Genomic DNA, 21,443 nt, shown 5'->3' on the forward strand with positions numbered 1-21,443 from the left:
TTTAGAAAAGCCCACGAAGGGTTTAACCTTCGTGGGTTTATTGTTTTAAGGAGGGGTTTTTATGCACATGTCAGATGCTTTAATTTCACCATTGGTTGGAGGTAGTATGATAATAGCAACTTCAGCTACTATTGGTTACTCTATTAAAAGAATAAAATACGAATATGATGACAAAAAGATCCCTCTTATGGGAGTTATGGGCGCATTTGTTTTTGCTGCACAGATGATTAATTTTACAATTCCAGGGACAGGCTCCTCTGGACATTTAGGTGGAGGATTGCTATTATCAATATTGTTAGGTCCCTATGCAGGATTTATAACTATGGCAACAATACTTTTAATTCAAGCACTTTTGTTTGCTGATGGGGGCCTTTTAGCATACGGTTGCAATGTATTTAATTTAGGATTTTATTCAGCATTTATAGCTTATCCTTTTATTTATAAAAGATAATTTCAAAGGGATATTCCAAAAAGAACATATTTACAGCATCAATACTATCTGCTATTGTAAGTTTACAGCTTGGAGCCTTTAGTGTAGTTCTTCAAACGGTGTTGTCAGGAAAAACAGAACTTCCATTTACAACTTTCCTCTTGCTTATGCAGCCTATACATCTTGCGATTGGAATAGTAGAAGGAATAATAACAGCCTTTGTTGTAAGCTATGTTTATAAAGTTCAACCTGAAATTCTAGAGGATAAGGAAAAAGAACATAATGAAAAGTTAAATTATAAAAAGATTTTAGTTTCCTTTATTTTAATAACTGCTTTAACAGGTGGAATTTTATCCTGGTATGCATCTAGTTATCCAGATGGTTTAGAATGGTCTATATTAAAAACAACAGGCAGTGAAGAACTAGAAGCAAAAGGGGCTTTTCATCAGTATTTTGGAAAACTTCAAGAAAAAGTTTCAATAATGCCAGATTATAATTTTAAAAATGCTAAAGAAAATTCCGATGGGAAAATTGGAACAAGCACATCGGGAATTTTAGGAAGCTCAGCAACATTAGGAGTAATTTTATTAATAGGTTACGCAATAAAGCGTTTTAAAAAGACTAATAATGTATAATCGGTGATAGTATGTCTAAATTAAATTATTCATTAAGACAAATTAGATTTTTAGATGAATGTTCAGAGGGGAAAAGCTTAATCCACAGGATAAACCCTATAGTAAAGATTTTGGTAACTTTAATATATATAATATGCGTTGTGTCTTTAGAAGGCTATGAAGTTAATAGGCTAATTCCCTTCTTTTTATATCCTGTTATTATTATTTCTCTATCTGACATCCCTATTGCACCTTTATTGAAAAGAACAGTGATATCATTACCTTTTATATTAGGGATAGGCTTTTTAAATCTTTTAATAGAAAGGAATTTACACGGATTATTAATTTTTTTAAGTTTATTGATAAAATCCATTTTAACAGTTTTATCTTCCCTTCTTTTGATTGCAACGACTGGAATGGACAACATAGCAAAGGGGCTTTTAGCTTTAAAAGTTCCTAAAATATTTGTTTTACAGCTTATGATGACATATAAATATATTTTGATTTTTACGGAGGAATTAATTACATCAGTTAATGCCTATGAGCTAAGGTCAAGTGAAGGGGGCATATCTTTAAAGTTTGCAGGAAATATATTAGGAAGATTTTTTCTAAGGGTTTACGATAGAGCAAAGAATATTTATAATGCAATGATCCTAAGGGGATTCAACGGAGAGTTTAATATAGGTAAAAAATAAGCTTTGCTAATAAGGATATTATATTTTTAATACTTTGGATTATTTATTTTGTTCTTATAATGTTTTTGATGTTGTTAAATTCTCTGAGCTAATTTTAGGAGTGGTAACATGAGTCACCATATGATTGAACTTAAAAATGTAAGTTTTAAATATCCTCAAGGAAATGAAGTAATAAAAGATATAAGCTTTAGAATAACCCATGGCGAGTCAGTGGGACTTATAGGAGCCAATGGTGCAGGTAAATCCACCCTTTTAATGCTTTTATCGGGCCTATTAATCCCTACCAATGGCGATATAATAATTGGAGAGACAAAGCTGACTAAAAAGACTTTAAAATATATAAGACAAAGAATAGGATATTGTTTTCAAAATCCAGATGATCAGCTCTTTATGAATACAGTTTACGATGATGTAGCCTTTGGCCCTAGAAATTATGGAATAGATGAAATTGAAATTGAAAAAGAGTAGATAAAGCCTTAGAAAGGGTAGGTGCCCTACATCTTAAGAATAAGTTTAGCTACAAGTTATCCGGAGGAGAAAAAGGATGGTTTCAATAGCAACGGTTCTTTCTATGGAACCGGATATTTTACTTATGGATGAGCCATCATCCTTTTTAGATCCAGGGGCAAGAAGAAGATTAATAAATATTTTAAATTCATTTGAACATACAAAAATAATAGCAACCCATGACTTAGACTTAGTATTAGAAACCTGTAAAAGAACAATACTTTTAAAGAATGGGAAAATAGTTTTTGATGGTAATACAAAGGATATTCTGACAGATAAAAAACTTCTTGAAGAATGCGGTCTTGAACTTCCTTTTTGCCTTCAGACTATTGACAAACCCTCATTGATGTTTAGTCTATGCAAGAGCCCCGTGAATGGATTTCAAAAGGCATCTCTCATAAGCTTTAGCAATTCTTGCTTTTCGACTTTTCAAAAGTCCGTAATTCTGCACACGGACGTGCAGAGCCGAGTGGCCGACACGGATGTCGGCTCACGAGGGTAGGACTTTGAAAACAAAGAAAAGCTTAGAATTGCTTAGCGAAATGAGCGAATGCCAGGGAAATCCTTCACGGGGCTTACAAAAACAACTTTTTCAACAGTCTGAAGGCACTCGATTAGAGTGCCTTAATTATATCTACTGATACATTTTTAAACCCTTCTATAACCATATCAGCATCCTTTAAAATTTCCTTTGAACCTACTCCAACAACCTTCATGTTAGCTCTTCTTGCAGCTTCAATTCCTGCTATTGCATCCTCAAAAACAATACATTCTTCGGGTTTTAAATTGAGCTCTTCTGCTCCCTTTAAAAATACTTCAGGGTCAGGTTTTGCCTTTGTTACTTTATTTCCATCGATTATAGCATCAAAGTATTGTTTTAAATTAGTATTTTCAAGTATTATCATTGCGTTTTTACTTACAGAACCTAATGCAATTTTATATCCATTCTCCTTAAGTTGAGATAAAAACTCCTTAACTCCTGGAAGAATTTCAGATTCATCCATTTTCGATATGTATTCCACATACCAATTATTTTTCTTTTCGGCAAGCTTTAGTTTAGTTTCTTCATCAAAGGATAAATTTCCTATTTCAAGAAGAATCTCAAGGGATTTCATTCTGCTAACTCCCTTAAGCCTTTCATTGTCCTTTTCAGTAAATTCAAAGCCTAATTCATTAGCAAGCCTTTTCCAAGCAAGATAGTGGTATTTAGCAGTATCAACTACAACACCATCCAAATCAAATATGCATCCTTTAATCATTTTTGTCCTCCTTCCTGAAAATCATGTTTAAATTATACCAAAAACGATTTTGGTAATAAATAAAAAAATGAACGAAATAAATAAAAAAATTGTATAAAAATCTAACATTTTATGATATAAAAAAGAAAATTAAGTATTGAATTTAATTTCTGACTATTTTATAATAAAATTAACAAAAACGTTTACGAAAATTTTAGGAGGTAAAGGGATGCAGTCACTTTGGGAGATTAAGTTAGAAAAATACGATAATAGCCAAAACAGAAAATATGAAACAATTTATACTCTGGCAAATGGCTATAGGGGATTTAGAGGAGTTCAGGACTTTTCTAAAAAAGGAGAATGCGGAAACTTTATTGCTGGAGTTTTTGATAAGAACGATGCACAGGTTACTGAGATTGTTAACTGTCAAAACCCATTGGTATTAAATATATACTTTGATAATGAGCAGTTAGATATAGATAACAGCGAGGTTTTAGAGTTTGAAAGAAATCTTAACATGAAGGAAGGAATTTTATATTCTAAATATCTTTTAAAGCTTCAAAGTAGACGAATTGTAAAAGTCGAAGTTGAAAAATTCGTCAGCCGAAACAATGTCCACAGATGGGCAGCAAAGTATAAAATAACGCCTGTTAATTTTTCATCTAAAATGTTTATCGAAAACATAATAGATGGGACAGTTACAAATAGTTCTTTAGATCCTTTTCTAAAGACAAAACATTTTGATGTAGAGGATGTATTAGATTTAAAACCAGGGATAGCATTAAAGAGTATTACAATTGATAAAAAATACGAGTTATAGAAGCAACTACTTTATTTTCAGAAAATCCATCAGGAAATATATTTATAAGAAGAAAGTTTGGAAGATTTGGAGAAGTTGCAAGGGAAGTTTATGAATCCTTTGTAAAGGAAGGAAAAGAATACATAGTAGTTAAATACGGTGTAACTTATACATCAAGGGATACAAAGGAAAGTATAATAAGCAAAGCAAAGGATGAACTTTTAATTTTATAAGGGAAGGCTACGAATCTGAAAAGGACAAGCATATAGAATATTGGAATAACCTTTGGGACAAAATCGATATAGAAATAAAGGGAGATGATGCAGCTCAAAGAGGATTAAGGTTCAATCTTTTCCAATTATCCTCTTCAGCCTACGATGGTGATGATAAAGTTAGCATCGCTGCAAAGGCCCTTCATGGTGAAGGGTATAAAGGACATGTATTTTGGGATACTGAAATATTTATGCTGCCTTTCTTCATATACACTAATCCTAAGGTTGCAAGGGCGCTACTTATGTATAGATATAATACTTTGGATGGTGCAAGAAAAAATGCTGAATTAAATGGTTACAAAGGAGCTCAATTTCCGTGGGAATCTGCCGATGATGGAATTGAGGTTACGCCAAAGTGGGGATTTGACTATGACGGAAATCCTGTAAGAATATGGACAGGAGATGAAGAGTTTCATATAAACGCAGATATTGCATTTGCTATTTGGGAATATTATAGAGCAACAATGGACAAAGATTTTCTTGATAATTATGGTATAGAAATAATTTTAGATACGGCTAAATTTTGGAACAGTAGACTTGAATATAACAAAGAAAAAATAGATATGAAATAAACAAAGTTATAGGACCTGATGAATTCCACGAGCATGTTAATAACAATGTTTATACAAACTATCTTGCAAGATGGAATATGATAAAAGCGCTTCAGCTTGTTGAAATGTTAAAGATAGAAAATCCAGTTTTACTCAACAAACTATGTAATAAATTGGGATTATCAAATGCTGATTTTGAAGAATGGGAAAAGAAGATAGAGCTTATATACATCCCGATGGCGAAGGATGGAAAGCTTATTGAGCAGTTTGAAGGCTATTTTAACCTTTTGGATATTCCAATTACAGAATATGACGAAAATGGAATGCCAAAGTGGCCAGACCTTAAGGGGTATAAACTTCACGATACACAACTTATAAAACAACCCGATGTTGTTATGCTTATGCTTCTTCTTGGTGATGAGTTTGACTTGGAAAGCAAGAAGATAAACTATGAATACTACGAAAAAAGAACAATGCATAAATCCTCATTAAGTCCATCTATGTATTCGATAATGGGGCTTGTTGTTGGTGATACCCACAATTCATATAAATACTTTATGAAAACAATATATACTGACCTTGAAGATAATCAAGGAAATGCAGCATTAGGGCTTCATGCTGCATCAACAGGAGGCTCATGGCAGAGCGCTGTATTTGGGTTTGGTGGATTGAGCATAGACCATGATGAAATACCAAACATCAATCCATGGATACCAGAAAATTGGGAAGAATTATCGTATAAGATAAATTGGAGAGGATCTATTATCAAAGTCACCGTTAAACAAGATAAAGTAGAGATATTCTCAGATATGGATAATGAAGTAAAGGTTTATGGAAATAAGTATAGCATAAAACAAAATCAATTACTTGAAGTTTCAAGAATCTAAACCTAAATGGTGCTTGCAGAAGGGAGGATTCCAATGGAAAAAATTGTTACAATTAAAGATGTTGCTAAAAAAGCTGGTGTTTCTGTAAGCACCGTTTCAAGGGCTTTTAACAATTATAGCGATATTAACCCGGAAACCAGAGAATATATTTTAAAAGTTGCAGAAGAATTAGGGTATAGACCAAATCTTATTGCTAAAAGTTTAAGTTCAAATAAGAACTTTAGAATTGGGATGCTTGTTGAGGATTATGACCAAACTGGTATGCTAAATCCACTTGTATTTCAAATGCTCATGTCCTTTAAAAATGCTGCAGACAGACAGGGCTTTGAAACTGTTCTTTTATCAACAAGTAGTGATATGCAAAAATCTCAAACTTTATCTAAATTATATCAAGAGAAACAAATAGATGGTGCATTTATTATGGGGCTAAAGCTTACCGATGAGTATTATAAGGAATTAAATGAATTTCAGTATCCTTGCGTCCTCTATGATATATATATAAATAATCCAAATGTTGGATGTATAGGAGTAGACAACGTAAAAGGTGCCTTTATGGCAGTTGAGCATCTAATTAAATTAGGTCATAAAAGGATTGCGATGATAAATGGGCACAAGGATGCCTTTGTAAGTTTTGAAAGACTTGATGGTTACTTTTTAGCATTGAATAGATATAATATTCCAATTGATAAAGAGCTTATAGTCTACGCAGACTTCTCAGATAGAGGAGGAGAAAAGGCGGCTGAGGAGCTAATTAAAAATCATAAGGACATAACAGCAATTTTTGCGCAAGTGACCTTATGGCAATAGGGGTAATGAACGCACTTAACAATTTAGGATATTCTGTTCCGGATGATATTTCTATTGTTGGATTTGATGATTTATATCTTGCACAGCTTACCAATCCAAAGCTAACAACAATTAGACAAGACACAGCTATAATAGGAGAATCGGCAGCAAATGTCCTAATTAATATGATATCAGGTCAAAGGATTGGAAGAGTAATAATTCAACCAGAATTAATAATTAGGGAGTCTACAAAGAATATTTAAGTTTATTACCCTTAATGGGTAAAAATAAATAAAAATGTAAAGGGGGATCCACATGAAAAAGTTAATCGCTCTTTTTACAGCTGCTGTAATGGCGGTTGGACTTTTTGCAGGAAGCACATTTAAACCTGCAAAGGTTAATGCTGCAACAAAAAGGTTATCAGGTTAGGAGTATGGGCCTCATCTCCTGCAGAATCTGAGCTTCTCGACAACCAAATAAAAGAATTTGAAAGACTTTATCCAAACATTAAAATTCAAAAATTAGTTATAACAGGGGATTATAACCAAGTGATGCAAGTAAAAATTGCATCAAGAACAGAACCAGATGTATTCTATCTTGATGTTTATCAAGCACCTGCATACATAGCAAAGAAGGTAATAGCCCCACTTGATAGTTATCTTGACAAGAACGACGTAAAGGATTTTGAACCGCCGCTATTAAAGGGTTTTACAAGTGGTGGAAAGATTTATGGTCTACCAAAGGATTACAATACATTAGTATTGTTCTACAATAAGGATATGTTTAAAGAAGCAGGGATTACAAAGGCTCCAACAACTTGGAAGGAACTTGAAGAAGCTGCAAAGAAGCTTACAAAGAATGGTGTAAAGGGGTTATCATTATCAATAGATGCTGCAAGATTTATTCCATTTATGTTCCAATCAGGTGCTAAGATAAATGATGGAGACAAGCCAGTATTTAATACACCACAAGCTGCCAAGGGATTAGATTTCTATGTTTCATTGTTAAAGAAGGGCTATGCAGCAACTCCAAAGGAACTTGGTGTTAGCTGGAATGGAGATGCCCTTGCACAAAAGAAGGTAGCAATGGTTATAGAAGGTGGATGGATGATTCCATTCATGAAGGATGCAGCACCAAATGTTAACTATGGAATTGCAAGATTACCAAAGGGAGATAAGGAAGGAGATTTGGTATTTACAGTTGCTTATGCGATGAGCGCAAGAACAAAGAATAAGGTAGAAGCTGCTGAAGTTATTAAGTTCTTAACAGGAAGACAGGCACTCTCAATGACTGCTGAAAGCGGTCTTGCTATTCCGTCAAGAATTTCAATGGGTGGTGTTTATACTGCTAAATACCCAGAAAGAAAGCCACTTGTTGACATGGTAAAATACTCACAAGTATATCAATTTGGTATAAAGAGCTCAAAGATTCTTGATGCTCTAAATAAGGCTTGTGAAAAGTTATACTATAAGAAGGTTAAGGATGCAAAGACTGCATTAGATCAGGCTATTAAGGAAGTAAAATAATACAGGGAAGCGGTTTTCCGCTTCCCATTTTTAAAGGAGGTCTTTAAATGAGCCTAGAGGTTAAAACAAATGTAGCACCTTCTAAAACAAAAGTTATGACAATGAAAAGATTAAAAAGAAGGGAAAAAATAGAAGGATGGCTGTTTGTATTGACATTCGTCATATCGGCGGCTGTGTTTTTTATTGGACCGCTTTTAGTTGCTTTTATGCTCAGCTTTAAAGAGTATTCTTATCTTGATATGGTCAGCATGTTTGAGGCGCCATGGGTGGGTTTATCGAATTATATAAATGCATTTCAAGATTCAACCTTTCTAAGGGCCCTTTTAAACACTAGTTTGTATTCGTTAGGTGTTGTTCCAATACAGCTTTTTATTGCCCTTGTTTTAGCACTCATAGTGGATTCAAACATAAAGGGTAAAACTTTTTTAGAGTAGCCTATTATATTCCAACTGTTACCTCTACCGTTGCGGTTTCGGTTATGTTCTTATTCATATTTAAAACAGACGGAATATTGAATAAAATTTTGGGTTTTTTCAATTTGCCACCATATAATTGGTTTGGTGACACAAGGCTTGCACTTCCAACTATTATGATGATGGCAATTTGGTCTTCAGTTGGTCTTTATATGGTTATCTTCCTTGCAGGCCTTCAGGATATTCCTATGTCTTTATATGAAGCGGCAAGGATAGATGGTGCAAGTAAAATACAAGAAGTTTTATATATTACAGTTCCTCTTTTAAAGCCTACTATATTTTTTAATTTAGTCGTATCCCTTATAGGAACGTTCCAGGTATTTGATCAAGCTTTTGTTGTATCCAATGGAACAGGAGGACCTCTTGATTCAACTATGACGGTAGTGCTTTATTTATACAAAACGGGTTTTAGAGATTTTCAGATGGGATATGCAAGTGCAATAGCATTTATATTATTTGCAATAATTTTTATTTTAACTCTTATACAAAGAAAGTTCTTCGGCGAGGAAACTGAGTTTTAGGGGTGATTTGATGCAAAAGGGTTTTAAATTGTCCAAGGTATTGTTCTACTTAATTCTTGTAGGGTATGCAGTGATCTGTCTTGGCCCATTTTTATGGAGTTTTATAACCTCCTTTAAACCTACCAGCGAAATCAATAATTTTAACATAGATTTCAAAACGCTTTCAGCGAAAAATTATATTTTTTATGGAAGGAATTTCCCTTTGCAAGATGGGTATTTAATAGTATATACGTTGCTCTTTTAGTTACTCTTGGGAATATACTATTTAACTCAATGGCGGGTTATGCCCTTGCAAGAATCAATTTCCGGGAAAGAAGGCTTTGTTTTTAGCAATCCTTGGTATGATGATGGTTCCAGGGCAGGTTGTTATGGTTCCAACATTTATCCTTTTATCCAAACTTGGGTGGGTTAATACTTATAAAGGGCTTACAATACCCTTTTTAACAAGCTTATTTGGAATATTTTTAATGAGGCAGTTTTTTACAACAATACCTAAAGCCATCGAGGAATCTGCTATGATAGATGGACTTAGTCGATTTGGAATATTCTTTAGAATAGTTTTACCTCTTGCAAGACCAGCACTTTCTACACAATTTATTTTAATGTTTACAGGGAATTGGAATAGCTTTCTTTGGCCAAGCCTTTTGGCTCAATCTGAAGAAATGTATACACTCCCAGTTGGGCTTAACTCCTTCTATGGACAATATTATCAATTCTGGGATCAGGTATTAGCAGGTGTTATGATTTTATCAATTCCATCGATATTGATATTCTTAATTTTCCAAAAGAATTTTATAAAGGGTATTGCAACTACAGGATTAAAGGAATGAGGCTGATCGATCAGCCTTTCAGACTGTTGAAAAAGTTGTTTTTGATAAGCCCCGTGAAGGATTTCCCGGCATTCGCTCATTTCGCTAAGCAATTCTAAGCTTTTCTTTGTTTTCAAAGTCCTACCCTCGTGAGTCGACATCCGTGTCGGCCACTCGGCTCTGCACGTCCGTGTGCAGAATTACGGACTTTTGAAAAGTCGAAAAGCAAGAATTGCTAGAGCTCATGAGAGATGCCTTTTGAAATCCATTCACGGGGCTCTTGCAAAGTCCAAACACCGATGAGAGTTTGTCTACAGTCTGTGAGGCTGATCCATAGTGTAAAATTATTGTAGGACGAAAAAGACAAAAATTTAAAAGAGACAACCCCTGTGATAAAATAAAAGTGAAAAAACACACAAACCAATAAGGGGTGTCTCTTTTGAATAATATTATACAACAACATTTAATAAATTTCACTACTAAATTAATAAAAAATGTTGAAGAAACTATATCAAAAGAATGGGATCTAACAAAACTTGTTGATGTAGTTAAAAAAATGACTGATGAATTAGGAGCAAACATAATAAAGGACTTTTTAGAAGAATTAGATAAAACGATTAAAGAAGATGAAAAAAGGAAAAAGGGATGGGTAGTAGAAAGGAAAGACAAGAAAAAGATTGTAACAATGCTAGGCGAAATAGAATATGCAAGAACGTATTACAAATCTAAGAAGAATGGGGAATATAGATATTTACTTGATGAAATTATAGGGATAAGCAAACATGAGAAGGTAGATAAAGAAGTAAAGATAAAGCTGGTGGAGAACGCAATTAATATGTCCTATGAGGAGAGTAGTAAAATAACATGTCCGGAGAAACTAAGTAGACAGACAGTATTTAATGCAATAAGACAGGTAGGAGAAGTAGAAGTAAAAGGGAAGTAAAAGAAAAGAGGAAAGTAAGGGTGCTATACATAGAAGCAGATGAGGATCATGTGGCATTGCAGGATGGGAAGAAGGAGATGCCAAGGCTTGTATATATACATGAAGGAAGGCAAAGCAAAAATGGGAGAAACGAATTAAAGAATGTATATTACAAAGCATACGTTGGTGTAGAAGCTGAAGAAATATGGATAGATGTAGCGAATTATGTGTATGACAATTATGAAATAGAGAGCATAGAAAAGATATACATAGCAGGAGATGGAGCAAGATGGATAAAGGAAGGAATGGAATGGATTCCGAAAGCGAAATTTGTATTAGATAGATATCATTTGAACAAATACATAATAAGAGGGACAGCAAAGCGAGAAGAATATAGGCAAAAGATATGGGGAGCGATAAATGAAGGGGATAAGAAGGTTTTAAGGGAGATATTTAAGGAGTTAATAAATATAGCAGAAACTAAGACAGAAAAGGAGAGAGCAAAAGAAGCAAGGAGATATATATTAAATAACTGGGAAGGGATAGTAATATATAAAGAGGACGAGGATGTAATAGGATGCAGTGCAGAAGGGCATATAAGCCATGTATTATCAGCGAGATTAAGCAGTAGGCCATTAGGATGGAGTAAAGAGGGATTAAAGATAATGGCAAAGCTAAGGGTATTTAGCAGGAATGGAGGTAATTTAAGGGAAATAAGTATATACAAGGAAGATGTTGAAACATTTAGATTAAATAAAAAGAAGATAAAAGAAACAATTAAAAGAATAAATAATTCTTCACGAGAAGGAATAAATAATATAACAATATTAAACATTGGAAAAGTAACACCGATGTATAAGATATTAAAATCAATTAAATATGAAAATATAATTTAAAGTTTAAAAGTTTACGAAAGTCTTGATTTTAAACATTTTAGGGGGTTGTCTATAAAAAATTAACCTACAATATCTTGACACTATCGGCTGATCAATCAGCCTTTTTATTTTATTTTAATTTAGTATAATATATTGACTTGTGGAATATAATATACTAAAATAAATTTTGAAAATAAAAATATTTGATTATCAAAATAAAGGAGGAAGATAATTTGCCAATTAAAAAATTACAAAGATTGCTCTGTTTGCAGCAATTTTGAGTGTTTTATCCTTTATCTCAATTCCAATAGGAACTGTTCCTATAACCTTACAAACCTTTGGAGTATTTTTAGCAGGTTTATTATTAGGAGCAAAGGAAGGGGCTGTAGCTTGCTTAGTTTACATATTACTTGGTGCTGTAGGACTTCCTGTTTTCGCAGGCGGAAGGGGAGGATTAGAAGTATTAATTGGGCCTACTGGGGGATATTTAATCTCTTTTCCAATAGCGGCCTTTATTTTAGGAAAAGGGGTAAATTTTAAAAACAGGATTTTAGATCTATTAATTGTGATACTTTGCGTATTTTTTATATATGCCATCGGAGTTCCCTATTTAAAGTATGTGACAGGGATGGACTTTGATAAGGCGCTAAAGATAGGGATGATTCCATTTATAATTCCTGATATAATAAAGACAGTAGCAGCATATTTTATATCCGTTGAAGTAAACAAAAGAATAAATATTAGACTTTGAGGTGATTTGATGGATAAGTCCTACAGTGTATTAAATCAACTTCTTGTGGATATTTTTAATGATATCTTGCTGATTGAACAAAACGCCTTAAAAAGCGGTGAGCTTTCAGACCTTTCAATAACTGAAGTTCATGCCATTGAGGCAATAGGGAAAGCTACTGAAAGGACGATGGGGGAGGTTGCACAGGATTTAAAGGTTACAATGGGGACCCTTACAATAATGGTTGATAAATTAGTAAGAAAAGGATACGCAGAAAGGTTTAGATCAGAAGAGGATAGAAGGGTTGTTTTTGTAAGATTAACAAAAAAGGCGAGCTTGTTTACAAGCTTCATGAAAGGTTCCATCATGAGATGATAAGAAGTATTATCGATGGACTATCGGAAGAGGAAGAAAAGATTCTCATTAGTTCTCTTGAGAAACTCAAGGAGTTTTTAGAAAAAATATGACCTAATTTTAAGAAAAGAGTGATGAGATGTGAGAAATGTAAAATTATTATCAACCGGAAGTTATGTTCCTGAAAGCATCTTTGATAATTCATTTTTAAGCTCAATAGTTGAAACTGATGACGAATGGATTACAACAAGAACTGGAATTAAAACAAGGCATATATCAAAGGGTGAGGATACATCGGATTTAGCATATAAAGCAGCAATAGAGGCGATAAAAGGTGCAAAGATAAATCCTGAGGAGATAGAGCTTATAATCGCAGCGACGGTAACGCCAGATAATTTTACGCCTTCGGTATCTTGCATGCTACAGGAAAAGCTAAAAGCCTTACGGGCTGCCTGCTTTGATATAAACGCAGCCTGCAGTGGGTTTTTGTATGCCTTGTCGATTGCAACATCCATAATAAAGGGTGGCAGCGTTAAAAATGCCCTTATAGTTGGGGCAGAGGTTTTATCAAAGGTTGTGGATTGGAAGGATAGAAATACCTGCGTTTTGTTTGGCGATGGTGCAGGAGCAGCATTTTTAGGGCTAAGCCAAGAAAAAGGAATAATCAATCACTTTATTGCCTCTGATGGTTCAAAGGGAAAACTTTTAAAAATACCTGCAATTTCAGTAAATAATCCAATAGTTTCTAAGGAACAACCAAAATCACATATATTTATGGATGGAAGGGAAGTTTTTAAGTTTGCAACTGAGGTTATAGTCGACAGCATAGAAAGGGTGTTAAAGGACAGCAATTTAAGTTTAGATGACATAAAATTAATTATCCCACATCAAGCTAATATAAGGATAATAGAATTTGCAGCAAAGAAATTTAAAGTAAGCTTTGAAAAATTTTATATAAACATACAGCATTATGGCAACACTTCTGCAGCCAGCATTCCAATAGCCCTAGATGAAGTATATAAAAAGGTCTAGTTCAAAAGGGTGATAAAATAATCCTTGTAGGCTTTGGCGGAGGATTAACTTGGGGTGCGGCCCTTTTAGAAGTTTAATTTAATACCATATATTTTGAAAATAAAAATATTTGAAAATCAAATGAAAGGAGAAGTAATTATGGTATTTGAAAGATTAAGGGAAATAATTTCAGAAAACATGGGAATGGAAAAGGAAGAAATCAGTTTAGAAACAAGCTTTGAGGACTTAGGACTTGATTCATTGGACCTTGTTGAACTTGTTATGAATGTTGAAGATGCATTTGGAATTGAAATTGAAGAAGGACAAAACTTTAATACTGTTAAGGATGTTGTTGACTACATACAAGAAAGAATTTAATTGGGGGAATTGAAATGTTTGAAACAAGAATAACAAAGATGATAGGGACAAAATACCCTATTTTTCAGGGTGGAATGGCTTGGATTGCTGATGCTACCTTAGCATCAGCAGTTTCCAATGCAGGAGGCCTTGGAATAATTGCTGCAGGGAATGCCCCAGCAGAATGGGTTAGGGAGGAAATAAGAAGGGCAAAGGAACTTACAGATAAGCCCTTTGGAGTAAATATAATGCTTTTAAGTCCATATGCTGATGAGGTTGCCAAGATTGTTGCGGAAGAAAAGGTTAAGGTGGTAACAACAGGGGCAGGAAATCCGTCAAAATACATAGAGCTTTGGAAAAAGAATGGGACTATTGTCATTCCCGTTGTTCCTTCAGTTGCCCTTGCAAGAAGGGTTGAAAAATATGGTGCTGATGCTATTATCGCAGAAGGAGGAGAATCTGGAGGACATGTTGGCGAGCTTACAACGATGGCCTTAGTTCCTCAAGTGGTTGATGCAGTCAATATTCCAGTTATAGCAGCAGGAGGAATTGGAGATGGAAGAGGTTTTGCAGCAGCCCTAATGCTTGGTGCTGAAGGTGTTCAGCTAGGAACAAGGTTTTTAGTGGCAAAGGAATGCACTTGTCCATGAAAACTATAAAAAGATGGTTTTAAAGGCAAAGGATATCGATACTGTTGTAACCGGAAGATTTACAGGGCATCCTGTAAGGATACTTTTTAATAAACTTGCGAGGGTTATGCTTCAGATGGAAAAGGAAGGCGTTGATATTGAAAAATTTGAGGAAATAGGAAAAGGAAGTCTAAAGCGAGCGGTTAAGGAAGGAGATATTGAAAATGGCTCAGTGATGGCAGGACAGATTGCAGGACTTGTCAAGAAGGAAGAAACATGTAGTGAAATAATAGAGGATTTGGTAAAGGGTGCAGAGGATACTATAAAAAATATGGTTAAAAATTATATCAAGGAGGATTAGTGTGGGTAAGATCGCGTTTGTATTTTCAGGACAGGGTTCCCAATGCGTAGGCATGGGAAGGGAGCTTCATGAAAAGTTCGACGATGTTAAGGAAATTTTTAATTCAGCTAATCTTCATTCAAAAAAGACATAATAAATCTTTGTTTTAATGGACCTTCTGAGGAGCTTGATAAAACTGAAAATGCTCAGGTATGTATTTTAACAGTAAGCATAGCTTCCCTATTAGCATTAAAAAGTATGGCATAAAAGCTGATTATGTTGCAGGTTTTAGCCTTGGAGAATATTCAGCCCTTGTTGCTGCAGATGTTTTAAGCTTTGAGGATGCTGTAAAAATAGTTGCGTTAAGAGGTAGCCTCATGCAAAATTCCTTTAAAGAAGGAAATCATGGAATGGCTGCAGTTATAGGACTTGATTTAGATGAAGTAAAGGAAATAGTAGAAAGAGCACAACAGGAAGAATTTTTAAGCATAGCAAATCTAAATTGTCCAAAGCAGACGGTAATTGCAGGGCACATAAGGACACTGGAAGTTGCAAAGGAGCTTGTAGAAAACAAAAAGGAAAATTTGTAAGGCTTTCGGTAAGTGGAGCTTTTCATACAAAACTTTTGACGGAAGCGTCAAACATTTTTATGAGAATATTAAAGGGTTTGAGTTTAAAAATCCTTCAATTCCTATAATTGCTAATGAAACTGCAAAGCCCCTCGATGGAAATATAAGAGAATCCTTGAAACTTCAGATGATAAGTCCTGTCCTTTGGGAGGATAGCATAAGATATTTAATAGACGCTTGGTGTCGATACATTTATAGAGTTAGGACCTGGAAAGGTTTTAACAGGATTCATCAAAAAGATTGATAGAAAGGTAAAAACTTTAAACGTTAAGGATATAGAATCCCTTGAAAAAACTTTAAAGGAATTGGGAGTGGTTGAATGTTAAAGGGAAAGGTTGCATTAATTACAGGAGCTGCAAAGGGGATAGGAAGGGCAATTGCAGAAAAGTTTGCAAAAGAAGGTGCAAATTTGGTTATAAATTATAGGACTTCTCAAGATAATTTAAAGGAACTTGAGGAAAAGCTAATGGGCTATGGTTCAGAGGTTTTATTAGTCCAAGGCGATGTTAAAAACTATGGTGATGCAGAAAATATAGTAAAGGCTGCTATTGAAAAATTCGGAAAGATAGACATTTTAGTTAACAATGCAGGAATTACAAGGGATAACCTTCTAATGCGCATGAGCCTTGAGGATTTTGATGAGGTTTTAGATGTTAATCTTAAGGGTGCCTTTAATGTTATAAAGGCAGGATTGCCTTTTTAATAAAGCAAAAAGCGGAAGAATAATAAACATATCATCGGTAATAGGCATTATAGGGAATGCAGGACAGGCAAACTATGCTGCATCAAAGGCAGGCCTTATAGGTCTTACAAAGTCTGTTGCAAAGGAAATAGCATCAAGGAATATAACTGTTAATGCAATTGCACCTGGGTATATAGTTACCGATATGACTGGAAAGCTTCCAGAAAAGATAAAGGAAAAGATGATGGAATTAATTCCTTTAAAAAGACTTGGAAATCCTGAGGATGTTGCGAATCTTGCAGCATTCTTAGCCTCAGATATGGCTTCATATATAACAGGTCAGGTCATAAACGTTGATGGTGGCATGGTAATGTAAGGAGTGAGTAAGATGAAAAGAAGAGTTGTTGTTACAGGACTTGGAGCGATAACGCCTATAGGGAAGGATGCTAAGTCCTTCTTTAAAGGAGTTAGGGAAGGAAGGCTTGGAATTGACTATATAAGAAGCTTTGATACAGAGAATTTTAAAGTGAAGGTTGCAGCAGAGGTTAAGGATTTTGATCCTAACAATTATATGGATAAAAAGAAGCAAAGAGGATGGATAGATTCTGTCAATTTGCAGTAGCATCATCCATCGAAGCTGTTAAGGACTCAGGACTTGATGTAGAAGAAATAGATAAAAATAAATTTGGAGTTGTGATAGGATCTGGAATTGGTGGACTTTTAACCATCGAAAAGGAGCATAGGAATCTTTTGGAGAAGGGACCTAACAAGGTAGGACCGCTATTTATTCCTATGGCAATAGTAAATCTTGCAGCGGGAAACGTTGCTATTAAATTTGGTGCAAAGGGAATTTGTTCATCGGTTGTTACTGCCTGTGCCTCTGGAACTAATGCAATAGGTGAAGCCTTTAGATATATTCAGATGGGCTATCTAGATGTTGCAATAGCAGGAGGTGCTGAGGCACCTATAACTCCCCTTGCCCTTGCGGGATTTACAAACCTTACAGCCCTTACTAATTCAAACGACCCTAAAAGGGCAAGTATCCCCTTTGACCTTGAAAGAAGTGGATTTGTTATGGGGGAAGGGGCAGGGATTTTAATTTTAGAAGAATATGGGCATGCTATAAAAAGAGGAGCAAAGATATACGCCGAAGTTGTAGGATATGGATTTACCTGCGATGCATATCACATGACGGCACCGGATGAGGAAGCAGAAGGAGCCTCAAGGGCGATGGAGATGGCCCTTTTAGATGCCAATATAGAAAAAGAAAAAATATCATATATAAATGCCCATGGAACAAGCACACCTTTAAATGACAAACTTGAAACCCTTGCTATAAAGAAGGTCTTTGGTGATTATGCAAAGAATATCCCAATAAGCTCAACAAAATCCATGACGGGACATCTTTTAGGTGCTGCAGGGTCTATCGAGGCAATCGTTTGTGTTAAGGCTATAGAGGAGGGCTTTATTCCTCCAACTATTGGATATGAAAAGAGGGATCCAGAGTGCGACCTTGATTATGTTCCAAATGAAGGAAGAAGGGGAGAGGTAAACTATGCCCTTTCAAATAGCTTTGGGTTTGGAGGTCACAATGCCTGCCTTATATTCAAAAAGATATAGTTTGGGGTGATTTAATTGGACATTAAGGCTATTCAGGAAATAATAAAGGCAATGGATAATTCAAGTCTTACTTTTATTGAGATAATAAGCAATGATATTACTATCAGAATGAAAAAGGAAGGCTATGAAGTCAAAGAGGTTGTAAAGGAAGTTAAAAAGAAATGACACCTCAAGAGGAAAAACTTGAGGATAAAGAAGTGAAAGTAAAGGAAGAAAACCTACATGTCATAAAAGCCCCATTAGTAGGAACCTTCTACAGATCCCCAGGTCCTAATTTAAAGCCCTTTGTTGAAGTGGGAACAAAGGTAAAAAGGGAGATACCTTATGCATAATTGAGGCTATGAAGATAATGAATGAAATCCAAAGCGATGTGGATGGCGAAATCGTAGAGATACTAATAGAGAATGAAACGATAGTGGAATACGGACAAGAACTATTTAAAATCAGGGTGTAGGTGATGATTATGCATATAGAAGATATTATGAATATTATCCCCCATAGATATCCTTTTTGCTTATAGATAGGATAGAGGAAGTTACTCCTGGTGAAAGGGCTGTGGGGACAAAATGTGTTAGCATTAATGAGCCATTTTTTCAAGGTCATTTCCCAGGAAAACCGGTTATGCCTGGAGTTTTAATAATTGAAGCTCTGGCACAGGTTGGTGCAGTTGCAATCCTTTCTTTAGATGAATTTAAAGGTAAGGTTGCCTACTTTGCCGGTATAGATAAAGCAAAATTTAGAAGAAAGGTTATTCCCGGCGATGTATTAAGGCTTGAGGTTGAGATAATAAAAAGAAGGGGACCTATGGGAATTGGAAAGGCGATAGCTTATGTTGGCGATAAAAAGGCCTGTGAAGCGGAGCTTTCCTTTGTAATTGGGCTTGAGGAGTGATGCTATGTTTAAAAAGATTTTAATAGCAAACAGAGGAGAAATAGCTGTTCGAATAATAAGAGCCTGCAGGGAAATGGGAATTAAGACTGTTGCTGTTTATTCAGAGATAGATAAGGATGCTCTGCATGTTCAAATGGCGGATGAGGCTGTTTGTATAGGACCTGCAAGGGCAAAGGATAGTTATTTAAACATGGAAAATATAATAAGTGCAACAGCCCTTACAAAGGCTGAAGCCATCCATCCTGGATTTGGCTTTTTATCTGAAAATAGCAAGTTTGCAAAGCTTTGTGAGGACTGCAATATAACCTTTATAGGTCCTTCCCCTGAATCAATTGACATGATGGGGGATAAGGCAAAGGCAAGGGAGATAATGATAAAGGCTAATGTTCCTGTAGTCCCCGGTTCTGAAGGTAAAATTAAAAATTTAGAAGAGGCAATTGAAATTGCAAGGAAAATTGGCTTTCCTGTTATGGTTAAAGCTGCTGCAGGCGGCGGTGGAAGAGGCATTAGAATTGTAAGGGATGAAGAAGAGCTTAAAAAGGCATTTGATATGGCAAAGAATGAGGCAAAAATGCCTTTGGTGATGATTCTATGTATATTGAAAAATTCATCGAAAATCCTAAACACATAGAATTTCAAATACTTGCCGACTCTTATGGGAATATAGTTCATCTCGGTGAAAGGGACTGTTCAATGCAAAGAAGAAACCAAAAGATTATAGAAGAAGCTCCATCGGTTGTGTTAGATGAAAAATTAAGAAGAAGGATGGGGGAGGTTGCAGTAAAGGCTGCAAAGGCGGTTAACTACAAAAACGCAGGAACGATTGAGTTTTTATTAGATAGACATGGTAATTTTTATTTTATAGAAATGAATGCAAGAATTCAGGTAGAACATCCAATAACCGAGATGATAACCGGAATAGACCTTATAAAGGAACAGATTAAAATTGCAGCTGGAGAAAAGTTAAATATAAAACAGGATGATGTTATGCTAAAGGGACATGCAATTGAATGCAGAATAAATGCTGAGGACGTTCAAAATGGCTTTAGACCTTCCCCAGGAAGGATAGACTTTTGCATTTCCCGGGAGGACTTGGAATAAGGATAGATAGCGCAATTTATCAAGGCTATAGCATTCCACCAACCTATGATTCCATGATTGCTAAACTAATAGCCCATGGAAGGGATAGAAACGAGGCTATAGAGAGGATGAAAAGGGCCCTTGAGGAATTTGTTATAGAAGGGATTAAAACTAATATTGACCTTCATTATGAACTTCTAAATCAAAGGGAATTCATAGAAGGAATTTATGATACAGGATATTTAGCAAGATTTTTACACCTAAAATAGGGTGGTGATTAGATGATAAATCTTTTTAAAAAAGACAATATGTAACGGTTCCTCAAAAAGTGGATAAAAAAGAGGAAAGGGAAGAAAAAGAGGTTAAGGTAAATATTCCCGACGGCCTTTTTACAAAATGCGATGACTGTGGAAAGATAGTTTTAAAGGAAGATATAGAAAAAATCTTATGAAATGCCCCAACTGCAATAAATATTTTAGAATGACGGCATGGCAGAGGATAAAGTTGATTATAGATGAAGGAACATTTTTGGAATATGATAAGGATCTTTCAACTCTAAATCCCCTTTCTTATCCGGATTACGAAGGAAAAATAAAAAAATTAATAGATGAAACAGGACTTAAAGAAGCAGTTGTAACAGGAGAAGGAAAAATTAAAGGAACTGATTGTGTAATTGCAGTAATGGACAGCCGTTTTTTAATGGGCAGTATGGGCTCGGTTGTAGGTGAAAAAATAACAAGGGCAGTTGAAAGGGCAACGGAAAAAAGGCTGCCTGTTATAATATTTACAGCATCAGGAGGAGCCAGGATGCAGGAGGGTATATTTTCCCTTATGCAAATGGCAAAGACAAGTGCAGCATTAAAAAGGCATTCTGATTTAGGCTTTTTATATGTTTCCGTTTTAACTGACCCAACTACAGGAGGAGTTACCGCAAGCTTTGCAATGCTTGGGGATATCATAATATCTGAACCAAATGCATTAATCGGCTTTGCAGGACCAAGGGTTATAGAGCAGACAATAAAACAAAAGCTTCCGGAAGGCTTTCAAAGGGCAGAGTTCTTGTTAGAGCACGGATTTGTAGATCTAATAGTTGAAAGGGAAAATCTTAAAGAAACCCTCTACCAAATCCTTTTAATCCATAGGGGTGATAGTTTGAATATTTTTGAAATCGAAAAGGCTTCTGAGGAGCTGCAGAAAAAGATAAAGGAATTAAAG

Annotated in this window: 12 protein-coding genes and 14 pseudogenes; 25 read left to right on the forward strand and 1 reads right to left on the reverse strand. The window is 35.1% G+C overall.

The annotated features are described in order from the left end of the window. Positions 1-61: 61 nt before the first annotated feature. The 3 genes and pseudogenes from PWK10_RS03235 to PWK10_RS03245 form a co-directional block, all read left to right on the forward strand. A pseudogene (locus PWK10_RS03235) lies at positions 62-1,065 on the forward strand (energy-coupling factor ABC transporter permease). Positions 1,066-1,076: 11 nt separating this feature from the next. Beyond that, on the forward strand, positions 1,077-1,739 hold the full coding sequence (locus PWK10_RS03240; RefSeq protein WP_274767364.1) for an energy-coupling factor transporter transmembrane component T family protein: 663 nt from the start codon (positions 1,077-1,079) through the stop codon (positions 1,737-1,739). 108 nt (positions 1,740-1,847) lie between these two features. Beyond that, positions 1,848-2,571 (forward strand): annotated as a pseudogene (locus tag PWK10_RS03245) (energy-coupling factor ABC transporter ATP-binding protein); the annotation flags it as partial. A 289-nt stretch (positions 2,572-2,860) separates the two neighbouring features. Here PWK10_RS03245 and pgmB read toward each other — a convergent pair. Continuing rightward, entirely contained in the window at positions 2,861-3,505 is a 645-nt protein-coding gene (gene pgmB / locus PWK10_RS03250) for a beta-phosphoglucomutase (RefSeq protein ID WP_274767365.1), read from the reverse strand. A 208-nt stretch (positions 3,506-3,713) separates the two neighbouring features. Here pgmB and PWK10_RS03255 point away from each other — a divergent pair, with 208 nt between their 5' ends. The 22 genes and pseudogenes from PWK10_RS03255 to accD form a co-directional block, all read left to right on the forward strand. Next, the gene (locus PWK10_RS03255) at positions 3,714-4,304 is read left to right on the forward strand and encodes a hypothetical protein (RefSeq protein WP_274767367.1); all 591 of its coding nucleotides are present in this window, start codon (positions 3,714-3,716) and stop codon (positions 4,302-4,304) included. A gap of 376 nt (positions 4,305-4,680) precedes the next feature. Beyond that, positions 4,681-5,690 (forward strand): annotated as a pseudogene (locus tag PWK10_RS03260) (glycoside hydrolase family 65 protein); the annotation flags it as partial. Further along, positions 5,664-5,993: a glycosyl hydrolase family 65 protein gene (locus PWK10_RS03265; RefSeq protein WP_342455682.1), complete on the forward strand. Its 330-nt coding sequence runs from the start codon at positions 5,664-5,666 to the stop codon at positions 5,991-5,993. The pseudogene PWK10_RS03260 and the gene PWK10_RS03265, both read left to right, overlap by 27 nt. Positions 5,994-6,026: 33 nt before the next feature. Beyond that, positions 6,027-7,042 (forward strand): annotated as a pseudogene (locus tag PWK10_RS03270) (LacI family DNA-binding transcriptional regulator). 249 nt (positions 7,043-7,291) lie between these two features. Beyond that, positions 7,292-8,305, forward strand: a complete 1,014-nt coding sequence (locus tag PWK10_RS03275; protein WP_274768087.1) for an ABC transporter substrate-binding protein — start codon at positions 7,292-7,294, stop codon at positions 8,303-8,305. Positions 8,306-8,352: 47 nt separating this feature from the next. Continuing rightward, positions 8,353-8,739 (forward strand): carbohydrate ABC transporter permease, encoded by a 387-nt coding sequence (locus PWK10_RS03280; RefSeq protein WP_274767368.1) that lies wholly within the window; start codon positions 8,353-8,355, stop codon positions 8,737-8,739. Between the two features lie 44 nt (positions 8,740-8,783). Then, the gene (locus tag PWK10_RS03285) at positions 8,784-9,299 is read left to right on the forward strand and encodes a carbohydrate ABC transporter permease (protein WP_274767369.1); all 516 of its coding nucleotides are present in this window, start codon (positions 8,784-8,786) and stop codon (positions 9,297-9,299) included. 320 nt (positions 9,300-9,619) lie between these two features. Next, the gene (locus PWK10_RS03290; protein ID WP_274767370.1) at positions 9,620-10,129 is read left to right on the forward strand and encodes a carbohydrate ABC transporter permease; all 510 of its coding nucleotides are present in this window, start codon (positions 9,620-9,622) and stop codon (positions 10,127-10,129) included. Between the two features lie 409 nt (positions 10,130-10,538). Then, a pseudogene (locus PWK10_RS03295) lies at positions 10,539-11,926 on the forward strand (ISLre2 family transposase). 235 nt (positions 11,927-12,161) lie between these two features. Continuing rightward, on the forward strand, positions 12,162-12,656 hold the full coding sequence (locus PWK10_RS03300; RefSeq protein ID WP_342455683.1) for a biotin transporter BioY: 495 nt from the start codon (positions 12,162-12,164) through the stop codon (positions 12,654-12,656). Positions 12,657-12,665: 9 nt separating this feature from the next. After that, positions 12,666-13,102 (forward strand): annotated as a pseudogene (locus PWK10_RS03305) (MarR family winged helix-turn-helix transcriptional regulator). A 28-nt stretch (positions 13,103-13,130) separates the two neighbouring features. Further along, a pseudogene (locus PWK10_RS03310) lies at positions 13,131-14,098 on the forward strand (beta-ketoacyl-ACP synthase III). Positions 14,099-14,159: 61 nt separating this feature from the next. After that, complete coding sequence (gene acpP / locus PWK10_RS03315; protein WP_008908880.1) at positions 14,160-14,378, forward strand: acyl carrier protein; 219 nt, start codon at positions 14,160-14,162, stop codon at positions 14,376-14,378. 14 nt (positions 14,379-14,392) lie between these two features. Next, a pseudogene (fabK, locus tag PWK10_RS03320) lies at positions 14,393-15,347 on the forward strand (enoyl-[acyl-carrier-protein] reductase FabK). A gap of 1 nt (position 15,348) precedes the next feature. Continuing rightward, a complete protein-coding gene (locus PWK10_RS03325) occupies positions 15,349-15,480 on the forward strand; it encodes a hypothetical protein (protein WP_274767372.1) in 132 nt (43 codons plus the stop codon). Positions 15,481-15,538: 58 nt separating this feature from the next. Then, positions 15,539-15,916, forward strand: coding sequence for an ACP S-malonyltransferase (locus PWK10_RS03330; protein WP_274767373.1), 378 nt, complete (start codon positions 15,539-15,541; stop codon positions 15,914-15,916). A 358-nt stretch (positions 15,917-16,274) separates the two neighbouring features. Beyond that, positions 16,275-17,013: pseudogene (gene fabG, locus PWK10_RS03335) on the forward strand (3-oxoacyl-[acyl-carrier-protein] reductase). Positions 17,014-17,025: 12 nt separating this feature from the next. Beyond that, positions 17,026-18,257, forward strand: a pseudogene (gene fabF, locus PWK10_RS03340) (beta-ketoacyl-ACP synthase II). A 15-nt stretch (positions 18,258-18,272) separates the two neighbouring features. Continuing rightward, a pseudogene (gene accB / locus PWK10_RS03345) lies at positions 18,273-18,711 on the forward strand (acetyl-CoA carboxylase biotin carboxyl carrier protein). Positions 18,712-18,714: 3 nt separating this feature from the next. After that, positions 18,715-19,148 (forward strand): annotated as a pseudogene (gene fabZ, locus PWK10_RS03350) (3-hydroxyacyl-ACP dehydratase FabZ). Between the two features lie 4 nt (positions 19,149-19,152). Then, positions 19,153-20,497 (forward strand): annotated as a pseudogene (locus tag PWK10_RS03355) (acetyl-CoA carboxylase biotin carboxylase subunit). A 59-nt stretch (positions 20,498-20,556) separates the two neighbouring features. Then, positions 20,557-21,368, forward strand: a pseudogene (accD, locus tag PWK10_RS03360) (acetyl-CoA carboxylase, carboxyltransferase subunit beta); the annotation flags it as partial. Positions 21,369-21,443 lie beyond the last annotated feature (75 nt).

This window comes from Caloramator sp. Dgby_cultured_2 (assembly GCF_028872215.1).
Lineage (GTDB): Bacteria > Bacillota > Clostridia > Clostridiales > Caloramatoraceae > Caloramator > Caloramator australicus.

Coding starts and splice junctions, on each gene's coding strand:
- PWK10_RS03240 (WP_274767364.1), top strand. CDS start 1,077: ATGTCTAAATTAAATTATTCATTAAGACAAATTAGATTTTTAGATGAA.
- pgmB (WP_274767365.1), bottom strand. CDS start 3,505: ATGATTAAAGGATGCATATTTGATTTGGATGGTGTTGTAGTTGATACT.
- PWK10_RS03255 (WP_274767367.1), top strand. CDS start 3,714: ATGCAGTCACTTTGGGAGATTAAGTTAGAAAAATACGATAATAGCCAA.
- PWK10_RS03265 (WP_342455682.1), top strand. CDS start 5,664: ATGAAAACAATATATACTGACCTTGAAGATAATCAAGGAAATGCAGCA.
- PWK10_RS03280 (WP_274767368.1), top strand. CDS start 8,353: ATGAGCCTAGAGGTTAAAACAAATGTAGCACCTTCTAAAACAAAAGTT.
- PWK10_RS03285 (WP_274767369.1), top strand. CDS start 8,784: ATGTTCTTATTCATATTTAAAACAGACGGAATATTGAATAAAATTTTG.
- acpP (WP_008908880.1), top strand. CDS start 14,160: ATGGTATTTGAAAGATTAAGGGAAATAATTTCAGAAAACATGGGAATG.
- PWK10_RS03330 (WP_274767373.1), top strand. CDS start 15,539: ATGTATTTTAACAGTAAGCATAGCTTCCCTATTAGCATTAAAAAGTAT.